Below are 16,386 nucleotides of genomic sequence, written 5' to 3' on the forward strand. Positions count from 1 at the left end.
ATATTTGTCGACAGAAGAAGTCAAGGCAGCGCTCCCTGGTCCGGCCTGGGTCTAGAAGTGAATGTCGGCGGCGGGAATGGCGCGCCGGCCGGTGGATGTGGACAGGACGATGTTGCCCGTTGCATCGATCGTTTCGAATGTGCCGGTGACATCTCCGGACGCCATCCGCGCGGTGACCCTTTGCCCGAGGCGCGCGGCGCGGGCGAGCCAGGCTTCCCGGACGGGGGCGAAACCGTAGGTCGCAAGCTGGGACTCGTAGCGCGCATAGGCCGGCGCGAGCAGGTCCAGGAATTCCTCCGGCGTCACGGCGGCACCGGTCTCTGCCAGGAGAGACACCGGGCGCAGCGCGCCCTCCTCCACCTGCGCGGCCGACGGGGCCGTGGCGAGGTTCACGCCGATGCCGATGGAGAGGAAGCCCACGTCGCCGCCCTGCGCGGCGGATTCCAGCAGGATCCCCGCCACCTTGCCGCCATTCAGAAGCACGTCGTTGGGCCATTTGAGCGCGAATGGCTCCGCGCGGCCCGTGACCGCGACGAAGGTATCGAAGAGCGCCAGTGCCGCGACGAAGCTGCGCAGGGCCGCGTCCGGGGCCTCGAGCTGCGGGCGCATCACCAGCGTGGCGGCGAAGTTGCCGGCCGGGTTCGCCCAGGCGCGTCCGCGGCGCCCGCGGGCGTCGGACTGGTGGAGCGCGAGAATCCACGTCGGGCCGGAGATGCTACCGGCGCGGCGCGCGGCCTCGGCCATGGTGCTGTCCACGCTGGGAAGCACCAGGCGGTCATAGCCGGCCGGCCAGGCCTCAGTTGACGACAAGGGAGGCCGCTGCATTGGCCGCGAGGCCATCCACGCCGAACAGGTTGATCACCCCCACGACCATGATCGCGGCACTGGCCACCAGGACGACCCACTGGGCCGGGCTCATCGACCCGTCGATCTGTTCGGCCTCTTCGGAGCCGAAGTACATGTAGTAGACGATCCGCAGATAGTAGAAGGCGGAGATGACCGAGCCCACCGCGCCCAATGCGGCCACCCAGACGAGGCCCGCGTCGAGCGCCGCGGCGAGCACCGCGAACTTGCCGAAGAACCCCACGAGCGGCGGCACCCCGGCGAGGCTGAAGAGCAGCACCAGCATGGCGAGCGCCGTCACCGGTTCCTTGCGGCTAAGGAGCGAGACGCCTTCGATCCGCGTCACGTGCTGACCCTCCCGCTCCATCGACAGGATGAAGGCGAAGGTCCCGATATTCATCGTGACGTAGATCGCCATGTAGATCAGCATCGCGGAGACACCGCGCTCCGTGCCGGCGGCGAGCCCGATCAGCGCGAAGCCCATGTGGGAGATCGAGGAATAGGCCATCAGCCGCTTGATGTCCCGCTGGCCGATCCCCGCGATCGCGCCGAGGAAGACCGACAGCACCGCGACCAGCGCGACGATCTGCTGCCAGTCCGCGACCGCATCGCCGAAGGCGTCGTGCATGGCGCGGGCGAACATCGCCATTGCCGCCATCTTCGGCGCGGAGGCGAAGAAGGCGGTGACCGGTGTCGGCGAGCCCTCGTAGACATCCGGCGTCCACATGTGGAAGGGCACTGCGGAGACCTTGAAGGCAAGGCCGGAGATCATGAAGGTCAGGCCGAGCAGCAGGCCGAAGCCCACATGGCCATCGGTCGCGGCGGCATAGATATCCCTGAAGACGGTGGAGCCGGCATAGCCGTAGGTGAGCGAGGCACCGTAGAGCAGCAGGCCCGAGGAGAGCGCGCCGAGGATGAAGTATTTCAGGCCCGCCTCGGTGGATTTCAGGCTGTCGCGGCGGATCGCGGCGACGACATAGAGCGAGAGCGATTGCAGCTCCAGCCCCATGTAGAGGGTGATCAGGTCGCCCGCCGACACCATCACCATCATGCCGATGGAGGCGAGCGTGATGAGGATCGGGTATTCGAAGTGCATCGCGCCGCGCCGGGTGAAGAAGCCTTCGGAAAGGATCAGCACCACGGCGCCTGCGAGCAAGAGGGTTACCTTGGCGAAACGCGCGAAGGCATCGTCCACGAACATGCCGCCGAAGGCCACATGCGTGGTTCCACCCGCCAGCGCGATCCAGACAGCCACGGCAACGAAGACCGCCGCCGTCAGCCAGCAGAGCAGTGGCGCGGTATCGTCCTTGCCCGTCCAGACCGCACCAAGCAGCGCCACCATGGCGTAGAGGGCGAGGAAGACCTCGGGCAGGATGATTGCAAGATCGGTCGAGGTCATCTCAGTGGTCTCCGGCCAGGGCCAGTTCGGTGGCGGGCGTGTAATCGTTCAGGGCAACCTCGTACTGGCCGATCAGATGTTCGACCGAGGGACCGATGACATCGGTCACGAGCGCGGGATAGACGCCCAGCAGAAGGGTCATGACGACCAGCGGCGCGAAGATCGCCTTCTCGCGTCCGGTCATGTCCTTGATGGTCTTGAGGCTCTCCTTGATCAGATCGCCCAGCATCACCCGGCGGTAGAGCCAGAGCGCATAGCCGGCGGAGAAGATCACGCCGGAGGTCGCCACGAGCGCCACCCAGGTATTGACCTGGAAGATCGCCATCAGGGTGAGGAATTCGCCGATGAAGCCGGAGGTGCCCGGCAGGCCCACATTGGCCATGGTGAAGAGCATGAAGATCAGCGCGTAAACCGGCATCCGCACCATCAATCCGCCGTAGGCCGCGATGTCGCGGGTGTGCATCCGGTCGTAGACGACGCCGACGATGAGGAAGAGCGCGCCGGAGACGAAGCCGTGGCTGAGCATCTGGAAGATGGCGCCGTCGAGCCCCTGCTGGTTCACCGTGAAGATCCCCATGGTGACATAGCCCATGTGCGCGACCGAGGAATAGGCGATGAGCTTCTTCATGTCTTCCTGCGCCAGCGCCACGAGGGAGGCATAGACGATGGCGATGGCCGAAAGCCAGAAGACGAAGGTGGACATGACCTCCGAACCCACCGGGAACATCGGCAGGGAGAAGCGCAGGAAGCCGTAGCCGCCCATCTTCAGCAGCACCGCGGCCAGGATCACCGAGCCTGCGGTGGGCGCCTGCACGTGGGCGTCCGGCAGCCAGGTGTGGACCGGCCACATGGGCATCTTCACCGCGAAGGAGGCGAAGAAGGCGAGGAACAGCAGCGTCTGCATGCCGCCGACGATCTGGATGCCCAGGACCGGGAAGGTTTCCGATGCAAAGGTGTGCATCATCAGCGACGGGATGTCGGTGGTACCGGCGTCGACATACATGGCGATCATTGCCACCAGCATCAGCAGCGAGCCGAGGAAGGTGTAGAGGAAGAACTTGAAGGCCGCGTAGATCCGGTCCTTGCCGCCCCAGATGCCGATGATCAGGAACATCGGGATCAGCCCGCCCTCGAAGAAGAGGTAGAAGAGCACGAGGTCCAGCGCGGTGAAGACACCCAGCATGAGCGTTTCCAGCACCAGGAAGGCGATCATGTATTCCTTCACCCGCACCTTCACCTCCCAGCAGGCGGCGATGGTGATCGGCATCAGGAAGGTCGTCAGCATCACGAAGAGGATCGAGATGCCGTCCACGCCCATCTTGTACTTCAGCCCGAGCAGCCATTCGCGCTCCTCGACGAACTGGAAATCGGTATTCGACGGGTCGAACCCGAAGAGCAGGAAGAGCGAGATGAAGAGCGTCGCCGTGGTGGCGATGAGCGCCAGCCACTTGGCGTTGCGTTGCGCCGCCTCGTCCTCGCCCTTCAGGAACAGCGCCAGGATCAGCGCCGCGATCAGCGGCAGGAAGGTGATGATGGAGATCAGGTTCTGCATGGCTCTCAGTTCCCCGCGATCGTCATCCAGGTGACGAGGACGACGATGCCCAGCACCATGGCGAAGGCGTAGTGGAAGAGGTATCCGCTCTGCGCCCGTCCGGCGAGGCGCGTGAAATAGGGGATGATCCCCATGGCGAGCCCGTTGATCGCCCCGTCGATGGTCGCACCGTCGCCCTTCTTCCACAGCAGCCGGCCAAGCGCCCGGACCGGGTTGACGAAGACCGCATCGTAGATCTCGTCGAAGTACCACTTGTTGAGCAGGAAGAGGTAGAGCGGCTTCTGGTTCTCCGCGAGCTTCGCGGGAAGCTCCGGCTTGCGGATATAGAAGAGGTACGCAAGGCCGAGGCCGAGCAACATGGCGATGAACGGCGAGACCTTCACCCAGGCCGGCGCGGCGTGCGCATCGTCGAGCACGTGGTTGTCGGGCGCGAAATAGATCGCCCCCTCGCCCGGACGCCCGCCGAAGGCCGCATGATGCTCTCCGTCGGCGGCATGGTCGTCGCCGTGATCCGCGGCGGCCTCGGTCGCATGTTCGTCCTCGTGGGCGGTCGCAGCGGCGTCGCCATGCGCGGCCTCCGCCGTCCCGTCGGCCATGTGCTCGTCGTGGGTCGCCTCCGTGTGGCCCTCCATGGACGCCTCGGCGTGAACCTCGCCGGCCAGCGGAATGCCGTAGAACTTCGCCACCTTGTCGGTGTGGCCGAAGAAGGACCCGTACCACAGCATGCCGGAGAAGATCGCCCCCGCGGCCAGCACGTAGAGCGGGATCAGCATGACCCGCGGGCTCTCATGGGCATGCTCGTGGGTGTGCTTGTCGCCCCGCGCCTCGCCGTGGAAGGTCAGGAACATCAACCGCCAGGAGTAGAAGGAGGTCATCAGCGCCGCGACGACCAGCGCCCAGAAGGCAAAGCCGGAGGCCGTCGTACCGCCCGCCCAGGCGCTTTCGATGATCGCGTCCTTGGACAGGAACCCGGCGAAACCGATCGAGGTGAGCGGGATGCCGACCCCGGTGATCGCCAGCGTGCCGATCATCATGATCCAGTAGGTCACCGGGAACTTGCCCTTGAGCGCGCCATAGTTCCGCATGTCCTGCTCGTGGTGCATCCCGTGGATCACGGAGCCCGCGCCGAGGAACAGCATGGCCTTGAAGAAGGCGTGCGTCAGAAGGTGGAACATCGCGGCCGAGTACATGCCGACGCCGGCGGCCACGAACATGTAGCCAAGCTGCGAACAGGTCGAATAGGCGATGACACGCTTGATGTCGTTCTGCACCAGCCCCACCGTCGCCGCGAAGAAGGCGGTGATGGCGCCGATATAGACGATCACCGTGGCCGCGCCCGGCGCGAATTCGATCAGCGGCGACATGCGGCAGACAAGGAAGACGCCCGCCGTCACCATCGTCGCGGCGTGGATCAGCGCGGAAACCGGGGTCGGGCCTTCCATGGCGTCCGGCAACCAGGTGTGCAGCAGGAACTGCGCCGACTTGCCCATGGCACCCACGAAGAGCAGGAAGGCCAGCAGGTTGGCCGCGTTCCAATCGGTCCAGAGGAAGGAGATGGAGGTCTCGGCCAGTTCCGGCGCGGCGGCGAAAACATCGTCCAGCGCCACGGAATCGACCATGAAGAACAGCCCGGCGATGCCGAGCGCGAAGCCGAAATCGCCCACGCGGTTGACGATGAACGCCTTCATCGCCGCCTCGCCCGCGCTCTCCTTCTTGTAGTAGAAGCCGATCAGCAGGTAGGAGGCGAGACCCACGCCCTCCCAGCCGAAGAACATCTGCACGAGGTTGTCCGCCGTCACCAGCGCCAGCATCGCGAAGGTGAAGAGCGACAGGAACGCGAAGAAGCGGGCACGGTACGGCTCGTCCTCCGGGAAGGCGCTGTCATGCGCCATGTAGCCGAAGCTGTAGAGGTGGACGAAGGCCGAGACGGTGGTCACTACGACGAGCATGATCGCCGTCAGCCGGTCGAGCCGGATCGCCCAGTCGGCCACCAGCGACCCGCTGTCGATCCAGCGCATGATGGTGATGTGTTCGGTCACGCCGTCATGGGTGAAGAACACGATCCAACTCAGAAAGAAGGACAGGAACAGCAGCGACGTTGCGGTGATCTGACCGGCCTTCTCGCCGATGACCCGCCAGAAGAAACCGCAGATGATGGCGCCGATCAGCGGGGCAAAGAGGATGATGGTTGCCATGTGCCTCAGCCCTTCATGTTATTGATGTCTTCCACCGCGATGGTGCCGCGGTTGCGGAAGAAACAGACGAGGATCGCAAGCCCGATGGCGGCCTCGGCTGCGGCGACGGTCAGCACGAAAAGCGTGAAGACCTGCCCCGTGAGATCGCCGAGAAAAGACGAGAAGGCGACGAGGTTGATATTGACCGAGAGCAGCACCAGTTCGATCGACATCAGGATGATGATCACGTTCTTCCGGTTCAGGAAGATGCCGAAAATGCCGATGACGAAAAGCGTCGCGGCCACGGCCAGGTATTGTTCCAGTTGAACCATGCGCGGTCCCTCGATCCTTGTCCCCGCCCTTGGCGGGCGTCCTTGTCTTCGCCCACTGCGGGGCGCCGTGCGTTGCGCCGTCTCGCGGCGCTTCGTAACGAATTCCGGGCCGCGCGGTGCGGCCCGCCCAGTCCCTTTACTCCGCCAGGCCCTGCCCCGGCTTGATGTCCTTCAGCTCCATCGTCTTGGCCGGATCGCGGTACATCTGGGCGAGGATGTCCTGCCGCTTGATGTCCTTGCGGTGGCGCATCGTCAGCACGATGGCGCCGATCATGGCCACCAGGAGGATCAGGCCCGCCAGCTGGAAGAGCACGAAGTACTTGTCGTAGAGCAACAGCCCGAGCGCGGCCGTGTTATGGTCCCCTGCCCCCTCGGGCGTGGCCATCGGCGCATCGAGCATTTCCACGCCGCCGCCGATTTCCCAGGCGCCGAAGGCCATGGCAAGCTGCATGATCAGCACCAGGCCGATCAGAGCGGCCAGCGGCAGCCCCTTGGCCATTTCCGCCCGCAATTCGGCGAAATCCACGTCGAGCATCATGACGACGAAGAGGAACAGCACCGCCACCGCGCCCACGTAGACGATGATCAGCAGCATGGCGACGAACTCCGCCCCCAGCAGCACCATCAGCCCGGCCCCGGACAGGAACGACAGGATCAGCCACAGCACCGAATGCACCGGGCTCTTGGAAATCACCGTGAAGATACCGCCAACGAGCAGCGTCAGCGCGAAGAGGTAGAATACGAACTGCACGACGGTCATGGGGTTCAGCCTTCCTCTTTCGCGGAAATCTCGGACTGGGCGAGTTGCATCGCCTTGGTCATTGCCGGCACGCCACCGAAGACGGACATCTGGCCGATCACCTCGGCAATCTCCTGCGGCGTCGCCCCGGCTTCCAGCGCGTGCCGCACGGTCACCTTGATCTGCTGGTCGAGCTGCGACCCCTGCGCCACCAGCGCACCGAGCGTCACGAAGAGCCGGGTTTTCGCATCCAGCCCGCCGGGGTTGAACGTCTTGCCGAAGGTCATTTCCATCGCTTCCTTCGGCATGGTCGGCATGAAGGCGGAGAAGTCGGGCATCTGGAATTGCTCCAACGCCGGGTTCATCGCCTTGGCCATCTCCTGGCTCTGCGCGATCATCGTCTGGAAGAGTTTGGCGAAATCGGCACTCATCTGTACGGCGCATCCAGTTCGATGTTGCGGGCGATTTCCGCCTCCCAGCGTTCGCCGTTCTCCAGGAGCTTTTCCTTGTTGTAGTACAGCTCCTCGCGGGTCTCGGTGGCGAACTCGAAGTTCGGCCCCTCGACAATGGCATCCACCGGGCAGGCCTCCTGGCAGAACCCGCAATAGATGCACTTCGTCATGTCGATGTCGTACCGCGTGGTGCGGCGCGAGCCGTCCTCGCGCGGCTCGGCGTCGATCACGATGGCCTGTGCCGGGCAGATCGCCTCGCAGAGCTTGCAGGCAATGCAGCGCTCCTCGCCGTTCGGATAGCGGCGCAGCACGTGCTCGCCCCGGAACCGCGGGCTGAGCGGGCCCTTCTCATGCGGGTAATTCACCGTGGCCTTCGGCGCCATGAAATACTTCATGCCGAGCTGGAAGCCCTTCAACATGTCCATGAGCAGGAAGTACTTTGTGGCGCGGGTCCAGTCGATTGCGGTCATCGGATCAGCCTCCAATCGCCCAGCGGGCCCAGAAGCCGCCGAGAACCTCGAATTTCGCCAGGAAAGACACGATCACGACCCAGCCGAGCGACATCGGCAGGAACACCTTCCAGCCGATCCGCATCAGCTGGTCGTAGCGGTAGCGCGGCACGATCGCCTTCACCATGGCGAAGATGAAGAAGAAGAAGCACATCTTGGCGACCATCCACAGCACGCCGTCCGGCAGGCCGGGAATGGGCGACAGCCAGCCGCCGAAGAACAGCAGCGTGACGAGCGCGCACATCAGCACGATCGCGATGAGCTCGCCCATCATGTAGAGCAGGAAGGGCGTTGAGGAATATTCCACCTGGTAGCCCGCCACCAGCTCCGATTCCGCTTCCGGCAGGTCGAAGGGCGGGCGGTTCGTCTCCGCCAGCGCCGATATGAAGAACAGGAACACCATCGGCAGGTGCGGCAGCCAGAACCAGTTGAAGAACCCGAAGGAGCCGTCCTGCGCCCGCACGATCTCGGTGAAGTTCATCGACCCCGCCGAGATGATCACCCCGATGATGATGAGGCCGATGGAGACCTCGTAGGAAATCATCTGCGCCGCCGACCGAAGCGACCCGAGGAACGGGTATTTCGAGTTCGACGCCCAGCCGCCCATGATCACGCCATAGACCTCCAGCGAGGACATGGCGAAGACGTAGAGGATGGCCACGTTCAGATCGGCAATCGCCCAGCCGTCCCCGAACGGGATCACCACCCAGGCGATCAGCGCCAGCACGAAGGAGATCATCGGCGCGAGGAAGAACACCGTCTTGTCGGCGCCCGAGGGCACGATGATTTCCTTGGCGATGTACTTCAGGAAATCGGCGAAGCTCTGGAGCAGCCCGAAGGCGCCCACGACGTTCGGCCCCTTGCGCATCTGCACCGCCGCCCAGATCTTGCGGTCGGCATACATCAGGAAGGCGAGCGACACGAAAAGGATGGTCACAAACAACAGGATCTGTGCCGTCACCAGCACCAGGATGCCCAGATTCGTTTGCAGAAAATCAGCCATGGTGCCTCATCTTCCTCAGACCGTAGGTATGCCCCGCGTGGTGCAGTCGTCGACGACCTTTTCGGCATCAATCGGCTGCGATCCTTGCGGGAGCGCTGGCGAGATCGTGTAAACCGCATCCGCACGCCAAACGCCAGCCTCTTGTGCGTGTCTTGTGCGGACATGTCGCGCAAATCCGTAGCCACGGATCAGCGTGTATTGGGCGGCGGCGCAATTCGCGTAATCGGTCACGTCGGACAGCTCGCGCGCGCCCTCCATCTCCACGACGAATGACACGAGGTCATCGTCGAGCAGACGGGTTTCGATACCGCGATAGACCGGGTCGAACGCCGCGGGCTCGGTCGCTGCCGGCGCGGTGTTGCCACAGCCTGCCAGAGCGGCCAGACACAGCGCCGCCCCTCCTGCCCGCCGCCGCATGCCGCCTACTCCGCGGCCAGCGGCGCCGCCGACCGGGCCTTGGCCTGCGCCGACAGCTCGGCCATCAGCTGGCTGGCCCGCGCGATGGGATTGGTCAGGTAGTGATCCGCGATGGCCGTGCGGAACGCCGCGTCGCCCAGCGGGCCGGCGTCCAGCACATCGCCGGAGTTCTCGATCACCTGGTCAAGCTGCGCTAGATGGGGCACCGCGTCGACCAGCGCCTGCCGCAACTGCGCCAGGCTGTTCCACGGCTGGGTTGCCTCCAGCTCCGCCGACAGCGCCCGCAGGATCGCCCAGTTTTCCTTCGCCTCACCCGGCGGGAAACCCGCCCGCATGGCCATTTGCGGCCGGCCCTCGGTGTTCACGAAGAGCCCGCTCTCCTCCACCCAGGCGGCCGCCGGCAGGATGACATCGGCGCGGTGCGCGCCTCGGTCGCCGTGGCTGCCCTGGTAGATGACGAAAGGCCCGTCCGCGATGTCCACCTCGTCCGCACCAAGGTTGTAGATCACCTCCGCCCCGTCGATAGCCGCCTCCATGCCACCCTCGGTCACCGCGCCCACGTCCATCGCCCCGACGCGCGCGGCGGCGGTGTGCAGGATCATGAGCTTGGCATTGCCCTTTCTGCACAGCTCCATGGCAGCGGCCAGAACCGCCGCCCCATCGGCCTCGCGCAGCGCGCCCTGACCGACGATGATCACCTTCGGCTTGGCATAGTCCGGTCCGTCCCGGTCGCGATCCTTGCTGGCCACCATCTGAAGCGCGGCACGGTCGTTCCCGATCCTGTCGTAATCGTAGGTCAGATCCATCTCCGGACCGATGACCCCAACAAGCGCACCGGCCAGCCACGCCTTGCGGATGCGGGCGTTCAGCACCGGCGCCTCCACACGCGGGTTGGTGCCGATCAGCATGATCATCTCGGCGGTGTCGATATCCTCGATGGTGGCGTCACCGACATAGCCAAGGCGATTCCCGATGGGCAGTTTCGCGCCATCGGTGCGGCACTCGACCGTGCCACCCTGCCCCTCGACCAGTTGCTTGAGCGCGAAGGCCGCTTCGACGGGGGCGAGATCGCCCACCAGACCAGCCACCTTCTTGCCCTTCATCGCCGCCGCGGCGGCCGAAAGCGCCTCCGGCCAGGACGCGGGCTTGAGCTTGCCGTCGACCCGCACGTAGGGCCGATCCAGCCGTTGCCGGCGCAGCCCGTCCCAGACAAAGCGGGACTTGTCCGACAGCCACTCCTCGTTGATGCCATCGTTGTTGCGCGGCATGATCCGCATCACTTCGCGGCCCTTGGTATCGACGCGGGTATTGCTGCCGAGCGCGTCCATCACGTCGATGGTCTCGGTCTTGGTCAGTTCCCACGGCCGGGCAGTGAACGCATAGGGTTTGGAGACCAGCGCACCCACCGGACACAGGTCGATGATATTGCCCTGCATGTTGGAGTTCAGCGTCTCCCCCAGATAGGAGGTGATCTCCGAATCCTCGCCGCGCCCGGTCTGGCCCATCTGGCTGATCCCGGCGACCTCGGTGGTGAAGCGTACGCAGCGGGTGCAGGAGATGCAGCGCGTCATGTGGGTTTCCACGAGCGGCCCGAGGTCCAGATCCTCTGCCGCGCGCTTCGGCTCCCGGAAGCGGGAGAAATCCACCCCGTAGGCCATCGCCTGGTCCTGCAGGTCGCATTCGCCGCCCTGGTCGCAGATCGGGCAGTCGAGCGGGTGGTTGATGAGCAGGAACTCCATCACCCCTTCGCGCGCCTTCTTGACCATGGGCGAATTGGTCTTGATCTCCGGTGGCTCGCCATTGCGGCCCGGGCGCAGATCCTTCACCTGCATCGCGCAGGAGGCCGCGGGTTTCGGGGGGCCGCCGACCACTTCCACCAAGCACATCCGGCAGTTACCGGCAATCGACAGACGTTCGTGATAGCAGAACCGCGGAACCTCGATACCAGCCTGCTCGCAGGCCTGGATCAGGGTCATCGCCGGGTCGCACGCGACCTCCTGTCCGTCAATGATGATGGTGCGTAGGTCACTCATGCGCTGCCTCCAGCTCCGTCGCGGGTTTCCCCTCCTGGCCACCGGAGGCAATGCGCCACTCCGGCTCCGTGCTGGCACCCTCTCTAACGGCTTCTCCGGAGAAGTCCAATCTGCGATTTCGCCGCGCAACCGTGAGAACTGCCGCAGGCAGCAAACACCCCGACTCACCGCCGTCTGCGGAGTGGCGCCCTACCGCGCCACCGTCGGACAATTCCGCTGAAATACGGGTGTAGAAACGGGACGCCAGCCGGCCACATCACCGCCCCAAGCCGCCCCTCTTCCCTGCGCCCCGAACCCTGCGTGGAACGAGGATGGAGAACCGCCACGCATCGCCGGTCCGCCCGGACAGGCGGATGTGACGTTATAGATGATGCTAAACTTCCAATCCGTTGGGGGACTTTGCCGTCGCGGGCAGCCGATCGTTCAGCCTATCCTTGCGAACCGGACCCGCGCGGCGCGTCATTCCGGCCCGGCCCGGCGACCGGGACATAAGGGTTCGACTACGGTGAACCGCCCCCTTCAACAGGGCTTGTCGCACAGCACAGGGAACCGGATTTCACGTCGCGGATGTGCGGACTTACGTGGCGGGAGCATGTCGCGTGACCACAAACGAAGCCGACAGGCGTTAGCTCGCCTCACCGGACGGGATCACCCCTTCGATGCGGGCAGTCTCCGAAAGCGCGGCGCTGGCCTCCACAGAGCCCGAAAAGGCATGGCTGGCAGAAACCAGAAGCGTGAAACCTGCCAGGAGCGCCATTGCGACCGTGATTTTCTTGAACATCCGTCTATTCCTTGCCTGCCTTCGAGGCCCCGCGTGCCGGGGCGCTTTACCCGAACTGGGAACAAGGATGCCCGCTATTCAATATCAGCCCGTTAACTTCCGATAACATCTTAGGGAAATCGTTCCCGATACGGCCAACGCCGGCAATGCTGCGCAGGCCACCACGGGCCACGCCGGGCGCACCGACGGTCCGGCCTCTACATGAAGCAACAGGGAGACGCGCCCTGAGCCGGTCCTGAAACCGCGATCAGCGGCGCAGCCGGCGCCCCGCGCATACCGCGCCCCGGGCGCAAAACACGACCTATTCGCTGGCCTTCTCGGTCGGGTCCACGGCATCCTCGCCCGTGATCTCCGTCAGGAACCCACCAATGGCCGTCCCCTCTGCGATCTCCGCAAGCCCGGCGGCACAGACGGCCTCGAAATCCGCCCCGTCTCTGGGAAGCCCATGCTTGACCAGAAACGCCTGCTGCATCCGCCGTATCTCGTCGGCGGGGTCCGCCATGGTGGCTTCGAGGTTCTTCGCGTCGAACCCATCGTCGGCCAGCCGCGCCAGAACGTCGTCAGATACCGTCGAGGCGCGGAAAATGTCGAAACTCAGGTAGGGGCATGCCAACGCGAGGTTCTGCGCCGTGGTTGTCGCGACGATCGTTTCGAGGAAGTAGCCGGGCGCGGGCTGCGGTTCCTGAGCCGCGGCACCGAAAGCCACGCTCCAGATGACAAGTGCCGGCACGTATGCCCGTCGAAGTCCCATACCACGCCCTCTCACCTAGCCGACCTGCACGCTATCTGCGCTGTCCGGGAACCGCTTACGCGACCCCGTCAGGTCCCCACGTCTGTTGGCGGCAAACCGCGTTCCCCAGGCCTCGCATCGAGCTGGCTCGAAACCTGGCGGAACCGCGCCTTCGCTGTCCGGGCCCGGCCCCGGCTTCACTGCTATTCCGCCGCGATCCCCGGCTTGTTCTTGATCCGCCATTCGATGTCGTCGCGGAAATGCCGGATCAGCCCCTGGATCGGCCAGGCGGCGGCATCGCCAAGGGCGCAGATCGTATGCCCTTCGACCTGCTTGGTCACATCGAGGAGCATGTCGATCTCCTCGACCTCCGCCTCGCCCCGCACCAGCCGGTCCATCACCCGCATCATCCAGCCGGTGCCCTCGCGGCACGGCGTACATTGCCCGCAGCTCTCGTGCTTGAAGAAGGCCGAAAGCCGCCAGATTGCCTTCACCACATCCGTGCTCTGGTCCATAACGATCATGCAGCCGGTGCCCAGAGAGGACTTGTTCTCACGCATCCAGTCGAAATCCATGATCGCCTCGTCGCACATCGAGGCCGGCAGCACCGGACAGGAGGCGCCGCCGGGGATCACCGCCTTCAGGTTGTCCCAGCCGCCGCGCACGCCGCCACCGTATTTCTCGATCATCTCCCGCATGGACATGGACATGCTTTCCTCGAACACGCAGGGCGTGTTCACGTGGCCCGTCAGCGCGAAAAGCTTGGTACCCGTGTTGTTGGGACGGCCGAAGGACGCGAACCACTCGCCGCCCCGGCGCAGGATCGTCGGCACCACGGCAATGGACTCCACGTTGTTCACCGTGGTCGGGCACCCATAAAGCCCCGCACCGGCCGGGAACGGCGGCTTCATCCGCGGCATCCCCTTCTTGCCTTCGAGGCTCTCGATCAGCGCGGTTTCCTCGCCGCAGATATAGGCCCCCGCGCCATGGCTCAGATACAGGTCGAAATCCCAGCCCGACCCGGCGGCATTCGGCCCCAGCAGCCCCGCGTCGTAGCATTCGTCGATCGCCGCCTGCAGCGCCTCGCGCTCGCGGATGAACTCGCCACGGATGTAGATATAGGCCTGATGCGCGCCCATCGCGAAGGAGGCGATCAGCGCACCCTCGATCAGGTGATGCGGATCGTGCCGCATGATCTCCCGGTCCTTGCAGGTCGCGGGCTCGGATTCGTCGGCGTTGATCACGAGGTAATGCGGCCGCCCGTCGCTCTCGCGCGGCATGAAGGACCACTTGAGCCCGGTGGGGAACCCGGCGCCGCCGCGCCCGCGCAGGCCGGACGCCTTCATCTCCTCGATGATCTTCTCCGGGCCGCGCTTGATGATGTCGGCCGTCCCGTCCCAGATCCCGCGCGCCTTGGCACCGGCCAGGCTACGCTCCTTGAGCCCGTAGATGTTGGTGAAGATCCTGTCCTGATCCTGCAGCATCTCTTATCCTCTCATCCCTGGTCGCCGGACCGGCTGCGCCACATCCGGAGTGCCACCACGAGCGCCCAGACGAAGGCCGCCAGCGAGGCGAAATAGAACAACATTTCATAGCGCGCGGGCAAGCCCGTGACCTGCACCAGCACCGGCGCGAATATCGCCAGCAACCCCGCCGCCGCGATCACCACGGCCACCACCCGCCCCCGGCGGGCGAATGCGCGGTCGAAATCGCTGTCGCGGGTCATCGCCGGCTCCATCCCGTCAGTTGCGCGCCGAGAATTCGGTCTCGCCACCGCCGGCGAGGATCTTTGCCTGCGCCACCCATTCGTCGCGGGTCACACGGCCCTTGAACCCTTCGAGGTTCTGGTCGACCCAGGCGATCTCGTCGGCGGTCCAGGCGGCAATCTGGTCGAAATGGTAGAAGCCGAGCGAATTGCAGAGCTGTTCAAGCTTCGGCCCGATCCCCTTGATCTTCTTCAGATCGTCGGCCGCGCCGTCACGCGGCGCATCCAGCGCCTGCGGGCGCGTGCCCTCCGTGACCACGGGTTCTGCGGGCGCAGCTTTCGCCTTTGGCGCGGGCGCCGGTTTGGCAGCCGGGGCGGGCTTCGGCGCGGGGGCCTCGGCAACGGTCGCGTCCGCGGTCGCGGCGGAAACGGCGGGCCGGCCACCGCGGTCGGCCCAGGGCGTCAGCAGCGGCACTTCGGTGCCGTCGATGCGCTTCACCGTATCTCCCTGGGCAAGCGCCAGGCTCACGGAGGCGTTGTGCGGGGCCGCATTCTCGTTGCCCTCGGTCAGCACAACCGTGCCACCCAGCGGTTCGCACCCATAGCGGCCATTCTGCGGCCCCGGCGTGGGAACCTCGCCTGATGCCAGCGCATCAAGGATCGCCACGAAACTCTCCGCCGTCAGATCCTCGTAGAAATCCTTGCCGATCTGCACCATCGGCGCGTTGGTGCAGGCCCCGAGGCACTCCACCTCTTCCCACGAGAATTTGCCGTCCTCCGACAGCGTGTGCGGCGTCGGCGCGATCTTCTCCCGGCAGATGGAAATCAGGTCCTCGGCGCCGCAGATCATGCAGGTCGTTGTGCCGCAAATCTGGACATTCGCAACAGATCCAACCGGTTGCAACTGGAACATAAAGTAGAATGTTGCAACTTCCAGCGCCCGGATATGGGCCATGCCCAGCATGTCGGCGACATATTCGATAGCCGGGCGGCTCAGCCAACCTTCCTGCTCCTGCGCCCGCCACAGAAGCGGGATGATCGCGCTCGCCTGCCGGCCTTCGGGGAACTTGGTGATCTGCGCCTCGGCCCAGGCCAGGTTGGCCGGCGTGTAGGCAAAGCTCTCGGGCTGAACGGGGTGGAGACGGCGTAGCATCAGCTTGTCCTCTGCGCGACGGTCTTGCAGCCCTCACCCACGAGGTACTGCGCGCCGACGAATTCACTTAAGCGGGCGAAGACGTCCTTCACCTGCGCGTCGGGGTCGGCCTTGCCGGCCAGGGCGGGGTTCAGGGTCAGCAAGCGCTCACCGAGCCCCGTGATCTGTTGGGCCAGATAGGCCCGGTTCTTGTCGAGCGGCGCCAGAACGGCGGCCTTCATCAGCCCGTTTTCCAGCCCCGCCAGCAGCGGTGGCACACGCCTCTGGAACCGAACCAGCTCCGCGGCGCTCTCGGCCCGGACCATTGGCGGCCACTCCGCAGCGTGGGCGCCCTCGCGGGCCAGTTGCCGCAATTCCCCGTCGAGCAGCGTTGCCGCGTCGAAGGTCTCGAAGCAGATGTCGAGTTGCTGTTCCAGAATCCGCGAATTGGAGGCTTCCACCACCTGCACCCGCGCATACCAGGCCTGAATGGCGACGAAGATGGCGGCGGCAACGGTGGACACGGCGATCCAGAAGGTCGCCGAGCCAAGCCAGGTGTTGCCGCTGTCGCCAAACATCGCCCGC

At 65.1% G+C, this 16,386-nt stretch carries 17 protein-coding genes; all 17 read right to left on the reverse strand.

Annotated features, from left to right (window positions below; genetic code table 11):
- Positions 1-51: 51 nt before the first annotated feature.
- Positions 52-825 carry a biotin--[acetyl-CoA-carboxylase] ligase gene (locus tag ARC39_RS12850; protein WP_068115025.1) on the reverse strand — a complete coding sequence of 258 codons (774 nt, stop codon included), beginning with the start codon at positions 823-825 and terminating at the stop codon, positions 52-54.
- Positions 797-2,242 (reverse strand): NADH-quinone oxidoreductase subunit NuoN, encoded by a 1,446-nt coding sequence (gene nuoN / locus ARC39_RS12855; RefSeq protein WP_068115028.1) that lies wholly within the window; start codon positions 2,240-2,242, stop codon positions 797-799. Before nuoN ends, ARC39_RS12850 begins: the two co-directional genes overlap by 29 nt.
- A 1-nt stretch (position 2,243) precedes the next feature.
- A complete protein-coding gene (locus tag ARC39_RS12860) occupies positions 2,244-3,794 on the reverse strand; it encodes an NADH-quinone oxidoreductase subunit M (RefSeq protein ID WP_068115030.1) in 1,551 nt (516 codons plus the stop codon).
- A gap of 5 nt (positions 3,795-3,799) precedes the next feature.
- Positions 3,800-5,989: an NADH-quinone oxidoreductase subunit L gene (nuoL, locus tag ARC39_RS12865; protein ID WP_068115032.1), complete on the reverse strand. Its 2,190-nt coding sequence runs from the start codon at positions 5,987-5,989 to the stop codon at positions 3,800-3,802.
- A 5-nt stretch (positions 5,990-5,994) separates the two neighbouring features.
- The gene (gene nuoK / locus ARC39_RS12870) at positions 5,995-6,300 is read right to left on the reverse strand and encodes an NADH-quinone oxidoreductase subunit NuoK (RefSeq protein WP_068115034.1); all 306 of its coding nucleotides are present in this window, start codon (positions 6,298-6,300) and stop codon (positions 5,995-5,997) included.
- A 136-nt stretch (positions 6,301-6,436) separates the two neighbouring features.
- Entirely contained in the window at positions 6,437-7,060 is a 624-nt protein-coding gene (locus ARC39_RS12875; RefSeq protein ID WP_068115035.1) for an NADH-quinone oxidoreductase subunit J, read from the reverse strand.
- Between the two features lie 5 nt (positions 7,061-7,065).
- Entirely contained in the window at positions 7,066-7,470 is a 405-nt protein-coding gene (locus ARC39_RS12880; RefSeq protein WP_068115037.1) for a carboxymuconolactone decarboxylase family protein, read from the reverse strand.
- The gene (gene nuoI / locus ARC39_RS12885) at positions 7,467-7,961 is read right to left on the reverse strand and encodes an NADH-quinone oxidoreductase subunit NuoI (RefSeq protein WP_068115039.1); all 495 of its coding nucleotides are present in this window, start codon (positions 7,959-7,961) and stop codon (positions 7,467-7,469) included. Before nuoI ends, ARC39_RS12880 begins: the two co-directional genes overlap by 4 nt.
- 4 nt (positions 7,962-7,965) lie before the next feature.
- Positions 7,966-9,003: an NADH-quinone oxidoreductase subunit NuoH gene (gene nuoH, locus ARC39_RS12890; protein WP_068115041.1), complete on the reverse strand. Its 1,038-nt coding sequence runs from the start codon at positions 9,001-9,003 to the stop codon at positions 7,966-7,968.
- Positions 9,004-9,018: 15 nt separating this feature from the next.
- Positions 9,019-9,420, reverse strand: a complete 402-nt coding sequence (locus tag ARC39_RS12895; RefSeq protein WP_068115042.1) for a YNQ4 family lipoprotein — start codon at positions 9,418-9,420, stop codon at positions 9,019-9,021.
- A gap of 5 nt (positions 9,421-9,425) precedes the next feature.
- Positions 9,426-11,453, reverse strand: a complete 2,028-nt coding sequence (nuoG, locus tag ARC39_RS12900) for an NADH-quinone oxidoreductase subunit NuoG (protein WP_068115043.1) — start codon at positions 11,451-11,453, stop codon at positions 9,426-9,428.
- Between the two features lie 625 nt (positions 11,454-12,078).
- Positions 12,079-12,234, reverse strand: a complete 156-nt coding sequence (locus ARC39_RS25855) for a hypothetical protein (RefSeq protein ID WP_161470968.1) — start codon at positions 12,232-12,234, stop codon at positions 12,079-12,081.
- Positions 12,235-12,535: 301 nt separating this feature from the next.
- A complete protein-coding gene (locus ARC39_RS12905) occupies positions 12,536-12,985 on the reverse strand; it encodes a DUF5333 family protein (RefSeq protein WP_068115044.1) in 450 nt (149 codons plus the stop codon).
- A 182-nt stretch (positions 12,986-13,167) separates the two neighbouring features.
- Positions 13,168-14,448, reverse strand: a complete 1,281-nt coding sequence (gene nuoF, locus ARC39_RS12910; RefSeq protein WP_068115045.1) for an NADH-quinone oxidoreductase subunit NuoF — start codon at positions 14,446-14,448, stop codon at positions 13,168-13,170.
- Positions 14,449-14,459: 11 nt separating this feature from the next.
- Positions 14,460-14,690, reverse strand: a complete 231-nt coding sequence (locus ARC39_RS12915) for a DUF5337 family protein (protein WP_149866414.1) — start codon at positions 14,688-14,690, stop codon at positions 14,460-14,462.
- Positions 14,691-14,706: 16 nt separating this feature from the next.
- Positions 14,707-15,822 (reverse strand): NADH-quinone oxidoreductase subunit NuoE, encoded by a 1,116-nt coding sequence (nuoE, locus tag ARC39_RS12920; protein WP_068115048.1) that lies wholly within the window; start codon positions 15,820-15,822, stop codon positions 14,707-14,709.
- Entirely contained in the window at positions 15,822-16,379 is a 558-nt protein-coding gene (locus ARC39_RS12925) for a hypothetical protein (RefSeq protein WP_068115049.1), read from the reverse strand. The genes nuoE and ARC39_RS12925 overlap by 1 nt, the downstream gene beginning before the upstream one ends.
- Between the last annotated feature and the right edge of the window lie 7 nt (positions 16,380-16,386).

The organism is Tropicimonas marinistellae (assembly GCF_001509585.1).
Lineage (GTDB): Bacteria > Pseudomonadota > Alphaproteobacteria > Rhodobacterales > Rhodobacteraceae > Tropicimonas > Tropicimonas marinistellae.